We start from the raw sequence: 12,763 nt of genomic DNA on the forward strand, positions 1-12,763 counted from the left end.
TCAAGTAGCAAGAAAAACCCGCCCTAACGGCGGGTTTTTTCATTCTGGTGTCCCTTTGCTGGAGGAGCTGAGTCATGAGTCAAATCACCGTGCGTTCCGTGGTGTATCAGATCGATGGACAACCCTATGAGGGCCGCCTGGCCTTCGATGCCGCCCACAAGGGGCCCCGCCCGGGCTTACTGATGGCGCCGAACTGGATGGGGGTTACCGCCGGCGCGGAGAAGATCGCCGAGGCTGTCGCTGCCAAGGGTTATGTGGTGCTGGTCGCCGACCTGTATGGCCAGGCGTTGAGGCCTCGTGATTTCAACGAAGCGGGGGCGGCGATGACCCCGCTGAAGGATGACCGGGTGCTGCTGCGCAAGCGCATGCAGGCCTCGTTCGCGGCCTTGCAGGCCCAAGGGGAGGCGGCGGTCGACACCTCGAAGCTGGCGACCTTCGGTTTCTGCTTCGGTGGCTGCTGTGCCCTGGAGCTGGCCCGTAGCGGCGCGCCGGTGAAGGCGGCAGTGTCTTTCCACGGCACCCTGGATACTCCCGAGCCCGCCGACGCGCGTCATATCAAGGGCGCGGTGCTGGTGCTGCATGGGGCGGCCGATCCGTTCGTGGCCAAGGAGCAATTGCCGGCCTTCGAGGCGGAGATGGACGCGGCCGGGGTGGACTGGCAATTGGTCAGCTATGGCGGCGCGGTGCATTCGTTTACCGACACCCACGCCAATGTGCCCGGCAAGATGATGTATGACGCCAAGGTCGCGGGCCGCGCCTTCGCCACCATGCACCACCTGTTCGACGAGGTGTTCCAGGGCTGATTTCCCGATCCCCGCGCAAGCGGGCAGGCTTGCGCAGGGATGGGTTCAGTGGCGGGCGGGCGGCAGTTCGATGCGCTCGCTTTCTCCTGGCACCTGTGGCCAGTCCCCGGCCGCCCAGCGCTGGCGAGCTTCGTCGATCAGGGCTGGATCGCTGGCGACGAAGTTCCAGTTGATGCGCCGTGGCCCGTCCAGTGGGGCGCCACCGATCAGCACCGCGTGGCAATCGCTCTCGGCGAACAGCGTGGCGTTTTCCCCCTCCGGCAATACCACCAGCGAATGCACGGGCAGTGGCTCGCCGTCCAGCTGTGCCTCGCCGTCCAGCACATACAGTGCCCGTTGTTGATGCTCGGTCGGTATCAGCAGGCTGGTGGCGGTCTGCAGGTGCAGTTCGGCATACAGGGTCGGTGAGAGCACCGGCACTGGCGACTCCAGGCAGAAACCATTACCCGCGATCATGCGGATGCTCACCCCGAGGTTGTCGCTCACTGGCAAGGTGCCAGCCGGATGATGGCTGTAGTGCCCGGGTCCCTGTTCATGTTCCCTGGGGGAAGCCAGCCAGACCTGCAATCCATGCATCCGCCGGTCTTGGGTCAGTTGCGCCGGTGGAGTACGTTCGACGTGGGCAATGGCGCTGCCCGCGGTCATCCAGCTGACGTCCCCGGCCTGGACGATCTGGTCCGAGCCCAGGCTGTCCTTGTGCTGGATCTGCCCGGCAAACAGGTAGGTGAGGGTGGACAGGCCGATATGCGGATGCTGGCGGATGTTCATGCCCTTGCCCGCCGGGTAGGCGGTCTCGAGCATGTGGTCGAAGAATACGAAAGGCCCGACGCTGCGGCATTGTGCCGAGGGCAGGGGGCGCAGGATGGGCTGGCCTTCGACGTCCTCGGCACGGGGACGGATCACGAGGGGGGAATTCATGGCGGGCTCCAGGCTGATCGGGTTATGCCCCGGAGCATAACCCGCTTGCCCGTGCCGCGCGCTACTGGCTGAAGGCGCCTTCGGAGAGGTGGGTCTCGATGGTCACCTCGCTGGTGGTCATCAGCTTGTGGATCGGGCAGCGGTCGGCCACCCGGTGCAGTTCCTCGCGCTGGGCATCGGTGAGCACGCCCTTGAGGGTCAGCTTCACGTGCAGCGCGTACTTGCCCTTGGGCTCCTCGCTGTTGTCATGCTTGATCTCCACCGTGACGCCGGTGAGCGGGATGTTCTTCTTCTGCGCATAAAGCTTGAGGGTCAGGGCCTTGCAGGCACCCAGGGCGGCATCGAAGTAGTCGTGGGGTTCGGGAGCGGTGCCTTCGCCACCTGCGGACTTGGGCAGGTCGGTGAAGAAGTGGTGGTCGTCCACCTGGATGCTGTGGCGGTAACCTTCGCTGGACTCGGTATTGACGGTGATAGTCATGGCAAACCTCAGGCAGTGGTTGATGGAATCGGGTGTTAAAGGTGCTGAAGTTATAGAGCATCGCACAAGCCTCACGTTCCCCTTTTTCTGAACCTGCGAACTGGCGCCACGGTCTACCCTGCCTCGACACCCCAGGAGACCGTTCAGTGCACTGGAGACTTTTCTACGTTGGCACATTGTGGGCCTGGGCCCTGATGCCCCTGGCGGCCCAGGCACGGGACTACGCCTACAGCGATGCGCACCTGCACTACGTGGACTTTTTCCAGGAAACCCAAGGGATGCAAGCGCTGCTCAAGGCCATGGCCGACAACCGTATCGAGCAGGCAATGATCTCGGGGATTCCGGTAGCCAAGAAATGGCACGAGGACGAACCCAAGCGTCCACGCTACTACGCAGGAGACGACGCCGGTGCCTATTGGTACAGCGCCACCGATGTGCTGGTGGCTGCGGCGGTGAAGCAGTTGCCGGTCGAACAACGGCGGCGCCTGCACCCGTTCCTGTCGGGGTTCAATCCCAACGACAAGAATTCCGCGGCCCATATCCAGCGCATGCTCGATCTCGATCCGGGGTTGTGGCAGGGCATCGGTGAGGTCTTTACCCGCCACGATGACCTCACCGCACTGATCGATGACGACACGCCGCGGGCCAATAACGAAGCGATGGCCAAGGTCTACCGCCTGGCCGAAGAGCGTGACCTGCCCGTGATGTTGCACTCCAACATCACCTCCAAGCGTGAGCGCAATCCCTTGTATCTCGCAGAAATCGAAGAGCCGCTCAGCGAGCATCCGCAGACGCGCTTCATCTGGGCCCACGCTGGTACCAGCGCCGAGATCCATCGCCATCAGGAGCGCCTGGCGTTCCTGCTGCCAACCCTGGAGCGTTTGTTGCAGGCCTATCCCAATCTCTACATCGACCTGTCCTGGAGCTTGCTCACGCCGTATCTGATGGATGAGCAGGGCATGCCGAGCCAGGAGTGGCTACAACTGGTGCAGCGCTTCCCCGAGCGCTTCATGCTGGGGTCGGATGGGGTCGGTCGCTTCGACAAGCTGGGGCAGGAGCTCCGAAGCTTTGATGGCTTTCTCGATGCCTTGCCGGTGGAGGTGGCGCGCAAGGTGGCCCGTGACAACTTCCTGGCGATCCTGCCGGACTCTCGCTAAGGCGGCTCCTCGGGCGGATTGTCATTAGCCTGTCATGCCTTCTTCATAAGCTCGCGCCATCTCAATCAAGGAGCGCGGTATGCATCTCACTCGTTCAAGCGTTCTGGCAGCGCTGATGGTTTTCAGTGGCCTGGCCAGTGCCGAAGTCCGCATTGAAGGACCCGTGGAATACGGCGTGTTCGAAGGCCCCAAGGCCGAGCTGCAATCGGGGGAGCGGGTGCTGCGTCGCAGCAACGAGAAGATCCAGCAGACTGCAGTGGTTCCGGCGAGGTTGGGCACCAAGTTCGGCATGCGCTACCAATTGCAGGGAAAAGCCGCCGAGGGGCAGCCCCTGACCCTGCTATACCTGACTCCAGGCATCCGTACTCCCGATGGGGTGCGCCATGACAAACTGGAGGTCACCCAGAAGCTGGTGCCCAACGCGCCCCAGGATGTGATGGCCTACGAGTTCACGCAAAGCCATGAAGTCGTTCCTGGCGAATGGCACTTTATGGTGTTCCAGGGCGACCGTTTGCTCGCAGAACAGCGGTTTTCGGTGCGCTGAATCGTTTTACGCCCAGGTATCGAAGTGCTTGGGCGTTTTGATATCACCTTTTCGTCTTACGCAAAATCCTTCCGGCCCGATACCGTCTAAGAGCACCCTGCTGCAAGGTCTTGCAGCGCTCTAGGAAGGAGCCAGAGGAATGAGTCTCAGAAGTCTCAATATTGCGCCTCGCGCAAGCCTGGGTTTTGGTTTGCTGGCGCTCATGGTGTTTATCCTCGGGGCATTCGCCCTGATGCAAATGGCCAACATGCGCCAGCAGTCCGATGAAGTGGAGAGCAATTGGCTGCCCAGTGTCATGTCCGTCGGCGATATGAATCAGGATCTCTTGCGCATCCGCGCCCTGACCCTGCGCTTGCTGATCAATCGCGATCCGCAGGCCATCGCCCAGAACGAAACCAAGATCAACGACATCAAGAGTGGCCTGGGGGTTGCCCAGGGGCGCTATGAGTCCCTGATCGTGCTGCCCCAGGAGCGTGCCCTGTTCGACCGCTTCAAGTCCATAGAGAAACAGTACCTGCAGCGTCAGTCCCAGGTCATGGCATTCTCCAGCCAGAATCAGGTGGAGGATGCGGTCAAGGTGGTCAATGGCGAGATGAACCAGTTGGCCGATGAAATGGCTGCAACCCTGCATGAACTGGTCGAACTGAACAAGCAGAGTGCCACCCAGGCCACCGACCTGGCCCAGGCAGTGTTCAGCAAGTCGCGGATCTGGGTGGTGGTGATGATCGTGCTGGCCGCGCTGGTGACCATCAGCCTGGCGCTGTTATTGACCCGTAGTATCGTCCTGCCGCTGGCGCAGTCGCTGAACGTGGCTGAGGTCGTCGCCGGTGGCGACTTGACCGGTGATATCAAGGTGATTGGCAAGGATGAGCCGGCGCGCCTGCTGCACGCACTCAAGGCGATGCAGAGCAGCCTGCGGGAAACCATCAAGCGGATTTCCGACTCCTCCAGCCAGTTGGCGTCGGCATCGGAAGAACTCAGTTGTGTCACCGAGGATGCGACCCGGGGCTTGCATCAACAGAGCCTGGAAATCGAGCAGGCGGCCACGGCCGTCAACCAGATGACCGCGGCAGTGGAGGAAGTAGCCAGCAATGCCGTGGCCACGTCCCAGGCCTCCCGGGAGTCCGACCGGATCGCCCAGCATGGTCGCGAGCAGGTGCAGCAGACGGTGCTTTCCATCGAGTCACTGGCACAGGATGTGACGTCCAATGCCACTCAGGTGGAGGACCTGGCGCAGAAGGTCTATGGCATCAGCAAGGTGCTGGAGGTGATCCGCTCCATTGCCGAGCAGACCAACCTCCTGGCCTTGAACGCGGCCATCGAGGCGGCCCGGGCCGGGGATGCCGGGCGCGGTTTCGCGGTGGTAGCCGATGAAGTGCGAGCCTTGGCCCATCGGACCCAGCAGTCGACCCAGGAAATCGAACAGATGATCGGCGGGATCCAGCAGGGCACCGATCAGGCGGTCAGCTCCATGCAGCAGAGTAATAACCGTGCCCGTTCGACCCTCGAGGTGGCCAAGGCCGCCGGCCAGGCCCTGGAGGAGATTGCCTCGGCCTTCACCGAGATCAACGAGCGCAATGTCGTCATTGCCAGTGCCTCGGAGCAACAGGCGGCAGTGGCACGGGAAGTGGACCGCAACCTGATGAACATCCGCGACCTGGCCCACCAGACTTCGGCGGGAGCCAACCAGACCAGCGCCGCCAGCCAGGAGTTGTCGCGCCTGGCCGTGGACTTGAACACCATGGTGGCGCGTTTCTCGGTGTGAATCGCGGGCAATAAAAAAGCCCCTAACCAGTCGGGGCTTTTTATTGCAGCGGCTGGGCTTACTTGCCCTGCCAGCGCTTGAGGACCAGGGTAGCGTTGGTGCCACCGAAGCCGAAGCTGTTGCTCATTACGGTGTTGAAGGCAACGTCTTCGCGGGTCTTGGTCAGGATCGGCATGTCGGCCACTTCCGGGTCCAGCTCGTCGATGTTGGCCGAGCCGGCCATGAAGTTGCCTTCCATCATCAGCATGCAGTAGATCGCTTCATGGACACCGGCAGCGCCCAGGGAGTGACCCGACAGGCTCTTGGTGGAGCTGATGGCCGGGGCCTTGTCGCCAAACACTTCACGCACGCCCTTCATCTCGGCAACGTCGCCGACCGGGGTCGAGGTGCCGTGGGTGTTCAGGTAGTCGATCGGGGTGTCAACGGTGGACATGGCCATCTGCATGCAGCGGATGGCGCCTTCGCCGCTTGGGGCGACCATGTCGTAACCGTCGGAAGTCGCGCCGTAGCCGACGATTTCCGCGTAGATCTTGGCACCACGGGCCAGGGCGTGTTCCAGCTCCTCGACCACCACCATGCCGCCACCGCCGGCGATGACGAAACCGTCACGCTTGGCGTCGTAGGCGCGGGAGGCCTTGTCCGGGGTCTCGTTGTACTGGGTGGACAGGGCGCCCATGGCGTCGAACAGGAACGACTGGGTCCAGTGCTCTTCTTCACCACCACCGGCGAAGACGATGTCCTGCTTGCCCATCTGGATCTGCTCCATGGCGGTACCGATGCAGTGAGCACTGGTGGCGCAGGCAGAGGCGATGGAGTAGTTCAGGCCCTTGATCTTGAACGGGGTGGCCAGGCAAGCGGAAACGGTGCTGCTCATGGTCCGGGTGACGCGGTACGGGCCAACGCGCTTGACGCCTTTTTCGCGCAGGATATCCAGCGCTTCCATCTGGTTCAGGGTCGAGGCGCCGCCGGAGCCTGCGATCAGGCCGGTGCGAGGATTGGACACCTGCTCTTCGGTCAGGCCGGAGTCGGTGATGGCGTCCTTCATGGCCAGGTAGGCGTAGGCCGCCGCATGGCCGACGAAGCGATAGATCTTGCGATCGATCAGTTCTTCGAGGTTCAGGTCAATGGAGCCGGAAACCTGGCTACGCAGACCCATTTCGGCATATTCCGGGTTGAAGCGGATGCCAGGGCGACTTGCACGCAGGTTAGCGGAGACGGTCTCTTTGTCATTGCCCAGGCACGAAACGATGCCCAGACCAGTGATAACGACGCGGCGCATGCGGATAACCCTTAAAAATTGTCAGTGGAGGTGAACACGCCGACCCGCAGGCCTTCGGCAGTGTAGATTTCCTTGCCGTCGACGCTGACCGAACCATCGGCGATGGCCAGGTTCAGCTTACCCTTGAGTACGCGCTTGATATGAATGTTATAGGTGACCTTCTTGGCGGTCGGCAGCACCTGGCCGAAGAATTTCACTTCGCCCGAGCCCAGGGCCCGGCCACGGCCCGGCAGGCCTTGCCAGCCCAGGAAGAAACCGACCAGTTGCCACATGGCATCCAGGCCCAGGCAGCCTGGCATGACCGGATCGCCCTCGAAGTGACAGGCGAAGAACCACAGGTCAGGATTGATATCCAGCTCGGCGACCAATTCACCTTTGCCATACTTGCCGCCTTCGCTGCTGATATGGGTAATGCGATCGATCATCAGCATGTTACCGGCGGGCAGTTGCGCATTACCTGGGCCGAACAGCTCACCGCGACTGCAGCGCAGCAGATCTTCCCGAGTAAAGGCGTTTTGTTTGGTCATGCGAGCTCCTCAATAGTCCCGTGCGGCAGGGTTGGGCAAATCTTCCCGGCCGATCGAAGCATTCATGCCTCGAGCCGGCAGCCTACTCATAGACTATTGCGTTGTAGTGAAAGTCACAGCGCCAAGGGCATGAATGTACACTTGTGCACTGAAATTTTTTTCAAGGGCCTTTTCAGGGCCCTGTCGGGTGCCTAAGACTGCCGCACTTTCGCCCGCCACGCCAGTCGCAGAAGTTCGAAAATAACCCGTTACTGCACCCAACGTTGGAGAATTTGCTGCAGATCGGCACGCTTGAATGGCTTGGCCAGATAGTCGTTCATGCCCGCTGCAAGGCAGGCTTCGCGGTCGCCCTGCAAGGCGTTGGCGGTCAGGGCGATGATCGGTAGATCGACGCAGCCGGGCAGTTGGCGGATCTGCCGGGTGGCCTCGTAGCCGTCGACCAGCGGCAGCCGGCAATCCATCAGGACGGCCTCGAAAATCAGGCTTTCGGCGCTGCGTACCGCCTGGGCTCCGTCGGTGACGATGGTCACGGTGAAGCCCAGGCTGCGCAGCATGGCCTGGATCACCGTCTGGTTCACCGGATTGTCCTCCACCAACAGGACGTTGCGGCCTTCTCCCTGCTGGGCTGCGCTGTTCACCCGTGGGGCCAGTATCGGCAGGCTCTGCTGGAACAGCGCCAGCGGAATCTCTAGGGTGAATACCGACCCCCGGCCTTCTTCGCTCTGAGCGCGCAAGGTGCCGCCCATGCGCTCGGCCAGCGTCCGGGCAATGGGCAGCCCCAGCCCGGTACCGCCATAGCGCCGGGAGATCGAGCTGTCGGCCTGCTGGAAGGCATCGAACATCAGCTCCAGGCTGGCCGGGCTGATCCCGATCCCGCTGTCGCGCACCGCGCAGGTAAACCACAAGAGCTCGTGGTCCAGGGCCTGCCATTGCGGTTCGATACTGATGCTGCCCTGGTCGGTGAACTTCAGTGCGTTGCCGATCAGGTTGACCAGGATCTGGCGGATCCGCGTCGGATCGCCCTTGACCTGCAGGGCCTCCATGCCTGGCGGTAGTCGCAGGCGCAGGTCCAGGCCACGTTGCATCGCGCTGTGCTGGAAGGCCTGGGCCGAACTGCTGATCAGTTCGGCCAGGTTGAATGGAATGTGCTCCAGCTCCAGGGCCGAACGCTCGATACGCGAGAAGTCGAGGATGTCGTTGATTACCTTCAGCAGATGCTCGGTGGACTCGGAGGCAAGCGCCGCATACTCGCTCTGCTCGCGGGTCATTTCAGTGGTCTCCAGCAACTGCAGCATGCCCAGGACACCGTTCATCGGAGTGCGCAGTTCATGGCTCATCATCGCCAGGAAGTCGGACTTGGCCTTGTTCGCCTGCTCTGCTTCTTCCCGGGTCTGGATCAGCTGGGACATCGCCTGCTGCTGCTCGCGACTGGCCACCTCGAGGCCGGCCGCCAGGTTATTGATGTGGCGCGCCAGGTTGCCCAGTTCGCCGTCGTCGACGATGGGCAGTGGTGTCTTGAAGTCGCCTTCCTGGATCGCCTTGACCGCGTTGCCCATGGCCCTGATCGGCTGGGCCAGGCCCGAGGCCAGGCGTCGGGCCAGCAGGTAGGTGAAGAGCAGGGCGAACAGGGCAAGGATGGCGGCCTTGAGCAGGATTTCCTGCTGGCGCTGGCTGAAGGCATCGTTGGACATGCCGACGATCACCCGTCCCAGGTAGCCGTCGCCCTGGCTGGCCAGGCTGCCTGGATCGTTCTGCAGGAAGTCGTTGTGCACCTGGATGCGTTGCAGGCGTATCGGTGCCTGGAACACCTTGATCTGTTGTGCGTGCTTGTGGCTGGCCGAGGCTTGCTCGACATACACCAGGATATTGTTGGCGCTGTCCTGGACTTCCAGGAAGTGCACGTGAGGCGTGGCCAGGGTCGCCTGCAACAGGGCCTCCAGGCCTTCGTTGTTACCCGAGATCACTCCGTACTCGGTGGCCGGGGCCAATTGGTTGGCGATCAACTGGCCGGTATGGTTCAGCTCCTGGTGCAGGTCCTGGATGCGCACGAAAGTGAAGAAACTGATCAACAACAAGGTCAGGAGCAGGGCAGGGCCCAGGCTGATGAGCTGCGTGCGGGTCTGGATGTCCCAACGGCGACGCACTGTCATGGGCGTTTCTCTCCTTCGCTCAACTGGCGTGCGACGGCCTGGGCATCGACTTCCTCGATGCCCAGGGAGCGTGCCACCTGAGGGTTGCTCAATACTTTGAAGGCCGCCGGGTACAGCGAGCGGGGCCAATGTGCCGGTGGTTGGTCCAGTAGCTTGTCCAGGGTTTGCAACCAGTCTTGCTGGTCGCTGTAGGTGCTGGCCAGGCTACCGGCCCTGACGAAGCCCGCGTTCGGGCCGATCAGGGCTTGTTGTCGGGCGTAGCTGCTGAGCAGCAGGTTCTTCACGGTCTTGGGGTTGTACAGGCTGGGGTCGTCCAGGCCCAGCAGAACCTCGCTGTTGCGCAGGACTGCCTGCAGCGGCCGGCTGTCGCCGATGTTGTCCCAGGATTCGGCGATGATCTCCAGCTCCAGGCTGCGTGCTGCCAGGCGCAGTTCCTCGAGCAGGAACTGGCTGTCCTGGCCATACAGCACTCCCACGCGGCGGACCTGGGGTAGCACACTGCGGATCAAGCGCAACTGGCGCGCCAGGGGCGGGTCGCTCCAGAGCAGGCTGAGCCTGGCGCGTGGGGCCCCCTGCAAGCGCTGCTCGGCTTGCAGGCGGCTGATGCGCAAGACCAGGGTCGCCGGTCCCAGGGGCTCCTGCAGGCGCCAATCGAGGCTTTGCGGGTCCAGCAGGACCAGGCGTATGCCCCCGGGCAATTGCCCTGGCGCCGGTAGCTGTGCCAACGGTACGAAATGCACCTGGTCCTGGGGACGCAGGCTGGCCAGCTCCTGGGTAAAGGTGCGCACCCCTTCACTATCCTCGCTGGCGGTCAGCAAGACCTCGGCGGCGCGCAATGGGACGCACAGCAGCAGTCCCAGCAGGGCCAGGCCCCAACCCAGGCGACGCGCGCTGTACCGGCCCGTGCGCAGCAGCACCATGCTAGAACTCCAGCTCGGCGCTGACATAGGCTACGTGCCGCGAGTCGTAGCGGTTGTCGGCGAAGGTGGTGGGCTGGTGGTCGAGCCGTTGCTGCAGGGTGCCGGCCAGTTCCAGGTTGGCCCGGCCCAGGGCCAGCCGCTTGGCGATACGGGTATCGATCCGTTGGAAGCGATACCCGTTGAGGGCGTCGCTCCCATAGTAGAAGAGCGAACTGGACCAACCCTGGCCCCAGTTGCGCAGCCAGCCGGCAGAACCACTGTTGGTGGCGCTCAGGCGCCGGTCCAGGCGGTTGCTGGCCTGGGCATGGACGTAGGCGTAGGTCAGGCGCAGGCGATCATTGCGGTCCAGTTGCCAGTCCAACTGGCTTTCGGTCCCGGAGAAACGTGCCGAGTTGCTGTTGCTGGCGATGTACTGGTTATTGCGCAGCGGCTCGCTGATCATCCGGCTGATCTCGTCGTAGAACAGCTTGATGTCGAGGTTCAGCGCCTGATCGACGAAGTAGCCGTTGTAGCCCAGCTCCCGCGAGCGCATGCGTTCCTGGTCAAGATCGCCCGGGCCTCGGGTCTTGACGAAGTACTGGGCGCTGTTCTGGCCGTAGACCGGGCGATCCAGGCCGGTGACCCGGTAGCTCCAGTTGACGTTGTTCTCGAACATGTCCGGGGACCGGACGGCCTCGGAATACACCGCCCGCAGGCCATGGCGCGGGTTGATCAGGTAGTTGGCCGCGATCCTGGGTGTCAGGGAGTGGCCAGTCAACTGGGAGTCTTCGTACATGGCCCCGCCCTGGATCAACCAATGCTCGCTGGCCCGCCACTCCAACTGGCCGAAGAGGCGCCAGGTGGTGTCGTCGAGCGTGCCGTTGAAGTAGGTCTGCGAGTCGGCACGGTCATAACGATAGTTCATGCCGCTGACCAGCCGCAGGTTGTCGGCCAGGCTCAGGGTGTCCTGCAGCTCCAGGTCGTAACGGGTTTCCCGCGAGCTCTGGTCGATAAGGCCGCAGACGGCATCCCTGCCTCCGGTAATCCACTGATCGATCACTTGATGCGCCAGGGCCAGTTCTTCAGCAGTTCCTGCGGGTGCACCGCTGCGTGTGTCGGGCATGTTCCGCGCCAGGCGCTCTGTGTAGTTCGGGTTGAGCTGCCACAGGCGTGTCAGTTCGGGGCTGAAGGAGATGGCCGCATCGCAGGCTCTCCAGGTTTTCTGGCGATCCCAGTGCTGGGCCGAGCCCTGTACATAGAGGCTGTGCCGTGGGTCCAGGTCGAGATTCCAGCGCAGGGAGGTCGCATAGTCCTTGGCGATCACGTCGGAGTTGTAGCCTTTCTCGGTGTAATTATCGAACACCGGCTGATAGGTATAAGGCTGCTGGTTGCTGCCTTCCTTGGCATTGAACTGCCAGTCGAGGCTCTGTCGCTCATCGAGCATCTGGTTCACCGACAGGCCGATGCGGTTCAGGCGCTTGCTGTCGCGGTAGTCCGATCCGTCAAGGCGCCTGTCGAAACCGTCATCCTCCTGCCCGGACATCGACAGGCGCAGGTCGCCGCCGTCCCAGCCCGTGCCCTGGCTGGCGTACCAGTCGCTGATGCCGCGTTGGCCGCGGGTCACCTTGAACCGGGTGCCATGGCTGTTGGCTGGCGAGCGGGTGATGATGTTGACCACCGCCATCAGGGCGTTGGCGCCGTAGCTGACGGTGTTGGGGCCGCGAAATACCTCGATGCGCTCGATATCCTCCATGGCCACCGGGATATCGCTCCAGTCCACCGTGGCCAGGCCCGGTCGGTAGACCGAGCGGCCATCGATCAGCACCTGCATGCGCCGGGCCTCGCTGGCGTTGGTGCCGTGATAGTTGACCGTGGCCTGGTTGCCACTGATGGCGCCGACCATCATGCCCGGCACCAGGCGCAGCAGTTCACTGATCTCCCGGGCACCGCTGGCCCTGATCAGTTCGTTGTCGAGTACCGTCATGCTGCCGGGGACCGCTGCTGGCGACTGCTTCAGACGAGTGGCGGTCAGTACCTGGGGCAGGCTGGTCTCATCGACGAACAGATCTTCGGCCTGCGCCGGGTGGCCAAGCAGCAGGCCCAGCAGCAGTGGCAGGCGAATAGAGGGGGGACCAGCGGACACGGCGCAGCCTTGAATCTTGAAAGATGGCGCGCATGTTAACCGAGACGCTCGAGTTTTCCAGTCGCTGTGCCCGGCAAGCGCCCAGTGCCCGCGCGGGTTT

General features: G+C 62.8%; 11 protein-coding genes and 1 pseudogene. 5 read left to right on the forward strand and 7 right to left on the reverse strand.

Translation table 11 applies throughout. The annotated features are described in order from the left end of the window. The first annotated feature begins 74 nt into the window (after positions 1-74). The gene (locus ATY02_RS10040) at positions 75-803 is read left to right on the forward strand and encodes a dienelactone hydrolase family protein (protein WP_068587904.1); all 729 of its coding nucleotides are present in this window, start codon (positions 75-77) and stop codon (positions 801-803) included. Between the two features lie 45 nt (positions 804-848). Here the strand turns inward: ATY02_RS10040 and ATY02_RS10045 are convergent, their stop codons facing one another. Both ATY02_RS10045 and ATY02_RS10050 read right to left on the reverse strand, forming a co-directional pair. Further along, positions 849-1,721, reverse strand: coding sequence for a pirin family protein (locus tag ATY02_RS10045; RefSeq protein WP_068587902.1), 873 nt, complete (start codon positions 1,719-1,721; stop codon positions 849-851). 61 nt (positions 1,722-1,782) lie between these two features. Continuing rightward, positions 1,783-2,199, reverse strand: a complete 417-nt coding sequence (locus tag ATY02_RS10050; RefSeq protein ID WP_068587900.1) for an OsmC family protein — start codon at positions 2,197-2,199, stop codon at positions 1,783-1,785. A 194-nt stretch (positions 2,200-2,393) separates the two neighbouring features. Here ATY02_RS10050 and ATY02_RS10055 point away from each other — a divergent pair, with 194 nt between their 5' ends. The 4 genes and pseudogenes from ATY02_RS10055 (at position 2,394) to ATY02_RS36535 (ending at position 5,665) form a co-directional block, all read left to right on the forward strand. Next, positions 2,394-3,356 carry an amidohydrolase family protein gene (locus ATY02_RS10055; RefSeq protein ID WP_068595557.1) on the forward strand — a complete coding sequence of 321 codons (963 nt, stop codon included), beginning with the start codon at positions 2,394-2,396 and terminating at the stop codon, positions 3,354-3,356. Positions 3,357-3,435: 79 nt separating this feature from the next. After that, a complete protein-coding gene (locus tag ATY02_RS10060) occupies positions 3,436-3,900 on the forward strand; it encodes a DUF3859 domain-containing protein (RefSeq protein ID WP_068587980.1) in 465 nt (154 codons plus the stop codon). Positions 3,901-4,039: 139 nt separating this feature from the next. Then, positions 4,040-4,810: pseudogene (locus ATY02_RS36530) on the forward strand (MCP four helix bundle domain-containing protein); the annotation flags it as partial. Further along, the gene (locus ATY02_RS36535; RefSeq protein WP_416220676.1) at positions 4,802-5,665 is read left to right on the forward strand and encodes a methyl-accepting chemotaxis protein; all 864 of its coding nucleotides are present in this window, start codon (positions 4,802-4,804) and stop codon (positions 5,663-5,665) included. The pseudogene ATY02_RS36530 and the gene ATY02_RS36535, both read left to right, overlap by 9 nt. Positions 5,666-5,723: 58 nt before the next feature. On the opposite strand, the gene fabB is transcribed toward ATY02_RS36535, so the two are convergent. The 5 genes from fabB to ATY02_RS10090 form a co-directional block, all read right to left on the reverse strand. Next, entirely contained in the window at positions 5,724-6,944 is a 1,221-nt protein-coding gene (gene fabB, locus ATY02_RS10070; RefSeq protein ID WP_068587977.1) for a beta-ketoacyl-ACP synthase I, read from the reverse strand. An 11-nt stretch (positions 6,945-6,955) separates the two neighbouring features. Beyond that, a complete protein-coding gene (gene fabA / locus ATY02_RS10075) occupies positions 6,956-7,471 on the reverse strand; it encodes a 3-hydroxyacyl-[acyl-carrier-protein] dehydratase FabA (protein ID WP_068587975.1) in 516 nt (171 codons plus the stop codon). 248 nt (positions 7,472-7,719) lie between these two features. After that, on the reverse strand, positions 7,720-9,621 hold the full coding sequence (locus ATY02_RS10080) for an ATP-binding protein (RefSeq protein ID WP_068587973.1): 1,902 nt from the start codon (positions 9,619-9,621) through the stop codon (positions 7,720-7,722). Beyond that, entirely contained in the window at positions 9,618-10,541 is a 924-nt protein-coding gene (locus tag ATY02_RS10085; RefSeq protein WP_068587971.1) for an ABC transporter substrate-binding protein, read from the reverse strand. Before ATY02_RS10085 ends, ATY02_RS10080 begins: the two co-directional genes overlap by 4 nt. A 1-nt stretch (position 10,542) precedes the next feature. After that, entirely contained in the window at positions 10,543-12,663 is a 2,121-nt protein-coding gene (locus ATY02_RS10090; RefSeq protein ID WP_068587969.1) for a TonB-dependent receptor plug domain-containing protein, read from the reverse strand. Between the last annotated feature and the right edge of the window lie 100 nt (positions 12,664-12,763).

The organism is Pseudomonas sp. BIOMIG1BAC (genome assembly GCF_001705995.2).
Taxonomy (GTDB): domain Bacteria; phylum Pseudomonadota; class Gammaproteobacteria; order Pseudomonadales; family Pseudomonadaceae; genus Aquipseudomonas; species Aquipseudomonas sessilinigenes.

Excerpts from the sequence above, each read along its gene's own strand:
- fabA (WP_068587975.1), bottom strand. The coding sequence starts at position 7,471 with ATGACCAAACAAAACGCCTTTACTCGGGAAGATCTGCTGCGCTGCAGT.
- ATY02_RS10060 (WP_068587980.1), top strand. The coding sequence starts at position 3,436 with ATGCATCTCACTCGTTCAAGCGTTCTGGCAGCGCTGATGGTTTTCAGT.
- ATY02_RS10040 (WP_068587904.1), top strand. The coding sequence starts at position 75 with ATGAGTCAAATCACCGTGCGTTCCGTGGTGTATCAGATCGATGGACAA.
- ATY02_RS10055 (WP_068595557.1), top strand. The coding sequence starts at position 2,394 with ATGCCCCTGGCGGCCCAGGCACGGGACTACGCCTACAGCGATGCGCAC.
- fabB (WP_068587977.1), bottom strand. The coding sequence starts at position 6,944 with ATGCGCCGCGTCGTTATCACTGGTCTGGGCATCGTTTCGTGCCTGGGC.
- ATY02_RS10085 (WP_068587971.1), bottom strand. The coding sequence starts at position 10,541 with ATGGTGCTGCTGCGCACGGGCCGGTACAGCGCGCGTCGCCTGGGTTGG.
- ATY02_RS10080 (WP_068587973.1), bottom strand. The coding sequence starts at position 9,621 with ATGACAGTGCGTCGCCGTTGGGACATCCAGACCCGCACGCAGCTCATC.
- ATY02_RS10050 (WP_068587900.1), bottom strand. The coding sequence starts at position 2,199 with ATGACTATCACCGTCAATACCGAGTCCAGCGAAGGTTACCGCCACAGC.
- ATY02_RS10045 (WP_068587902.1), bottom strand. The coding sequence starts at position 1,721 with ATGAATTCCCCCCTCGTGATCCGTCCCCGTGCCGAGGACGTCGAAGGC.
- ATY02_RS36535 (WP_416220676.1), top strand. The coding sequence starts at position 4,802 with ATGCAGAGCAGCCTGCGGGAAACCATCAAGCGGATTTCCGACTCCTCC.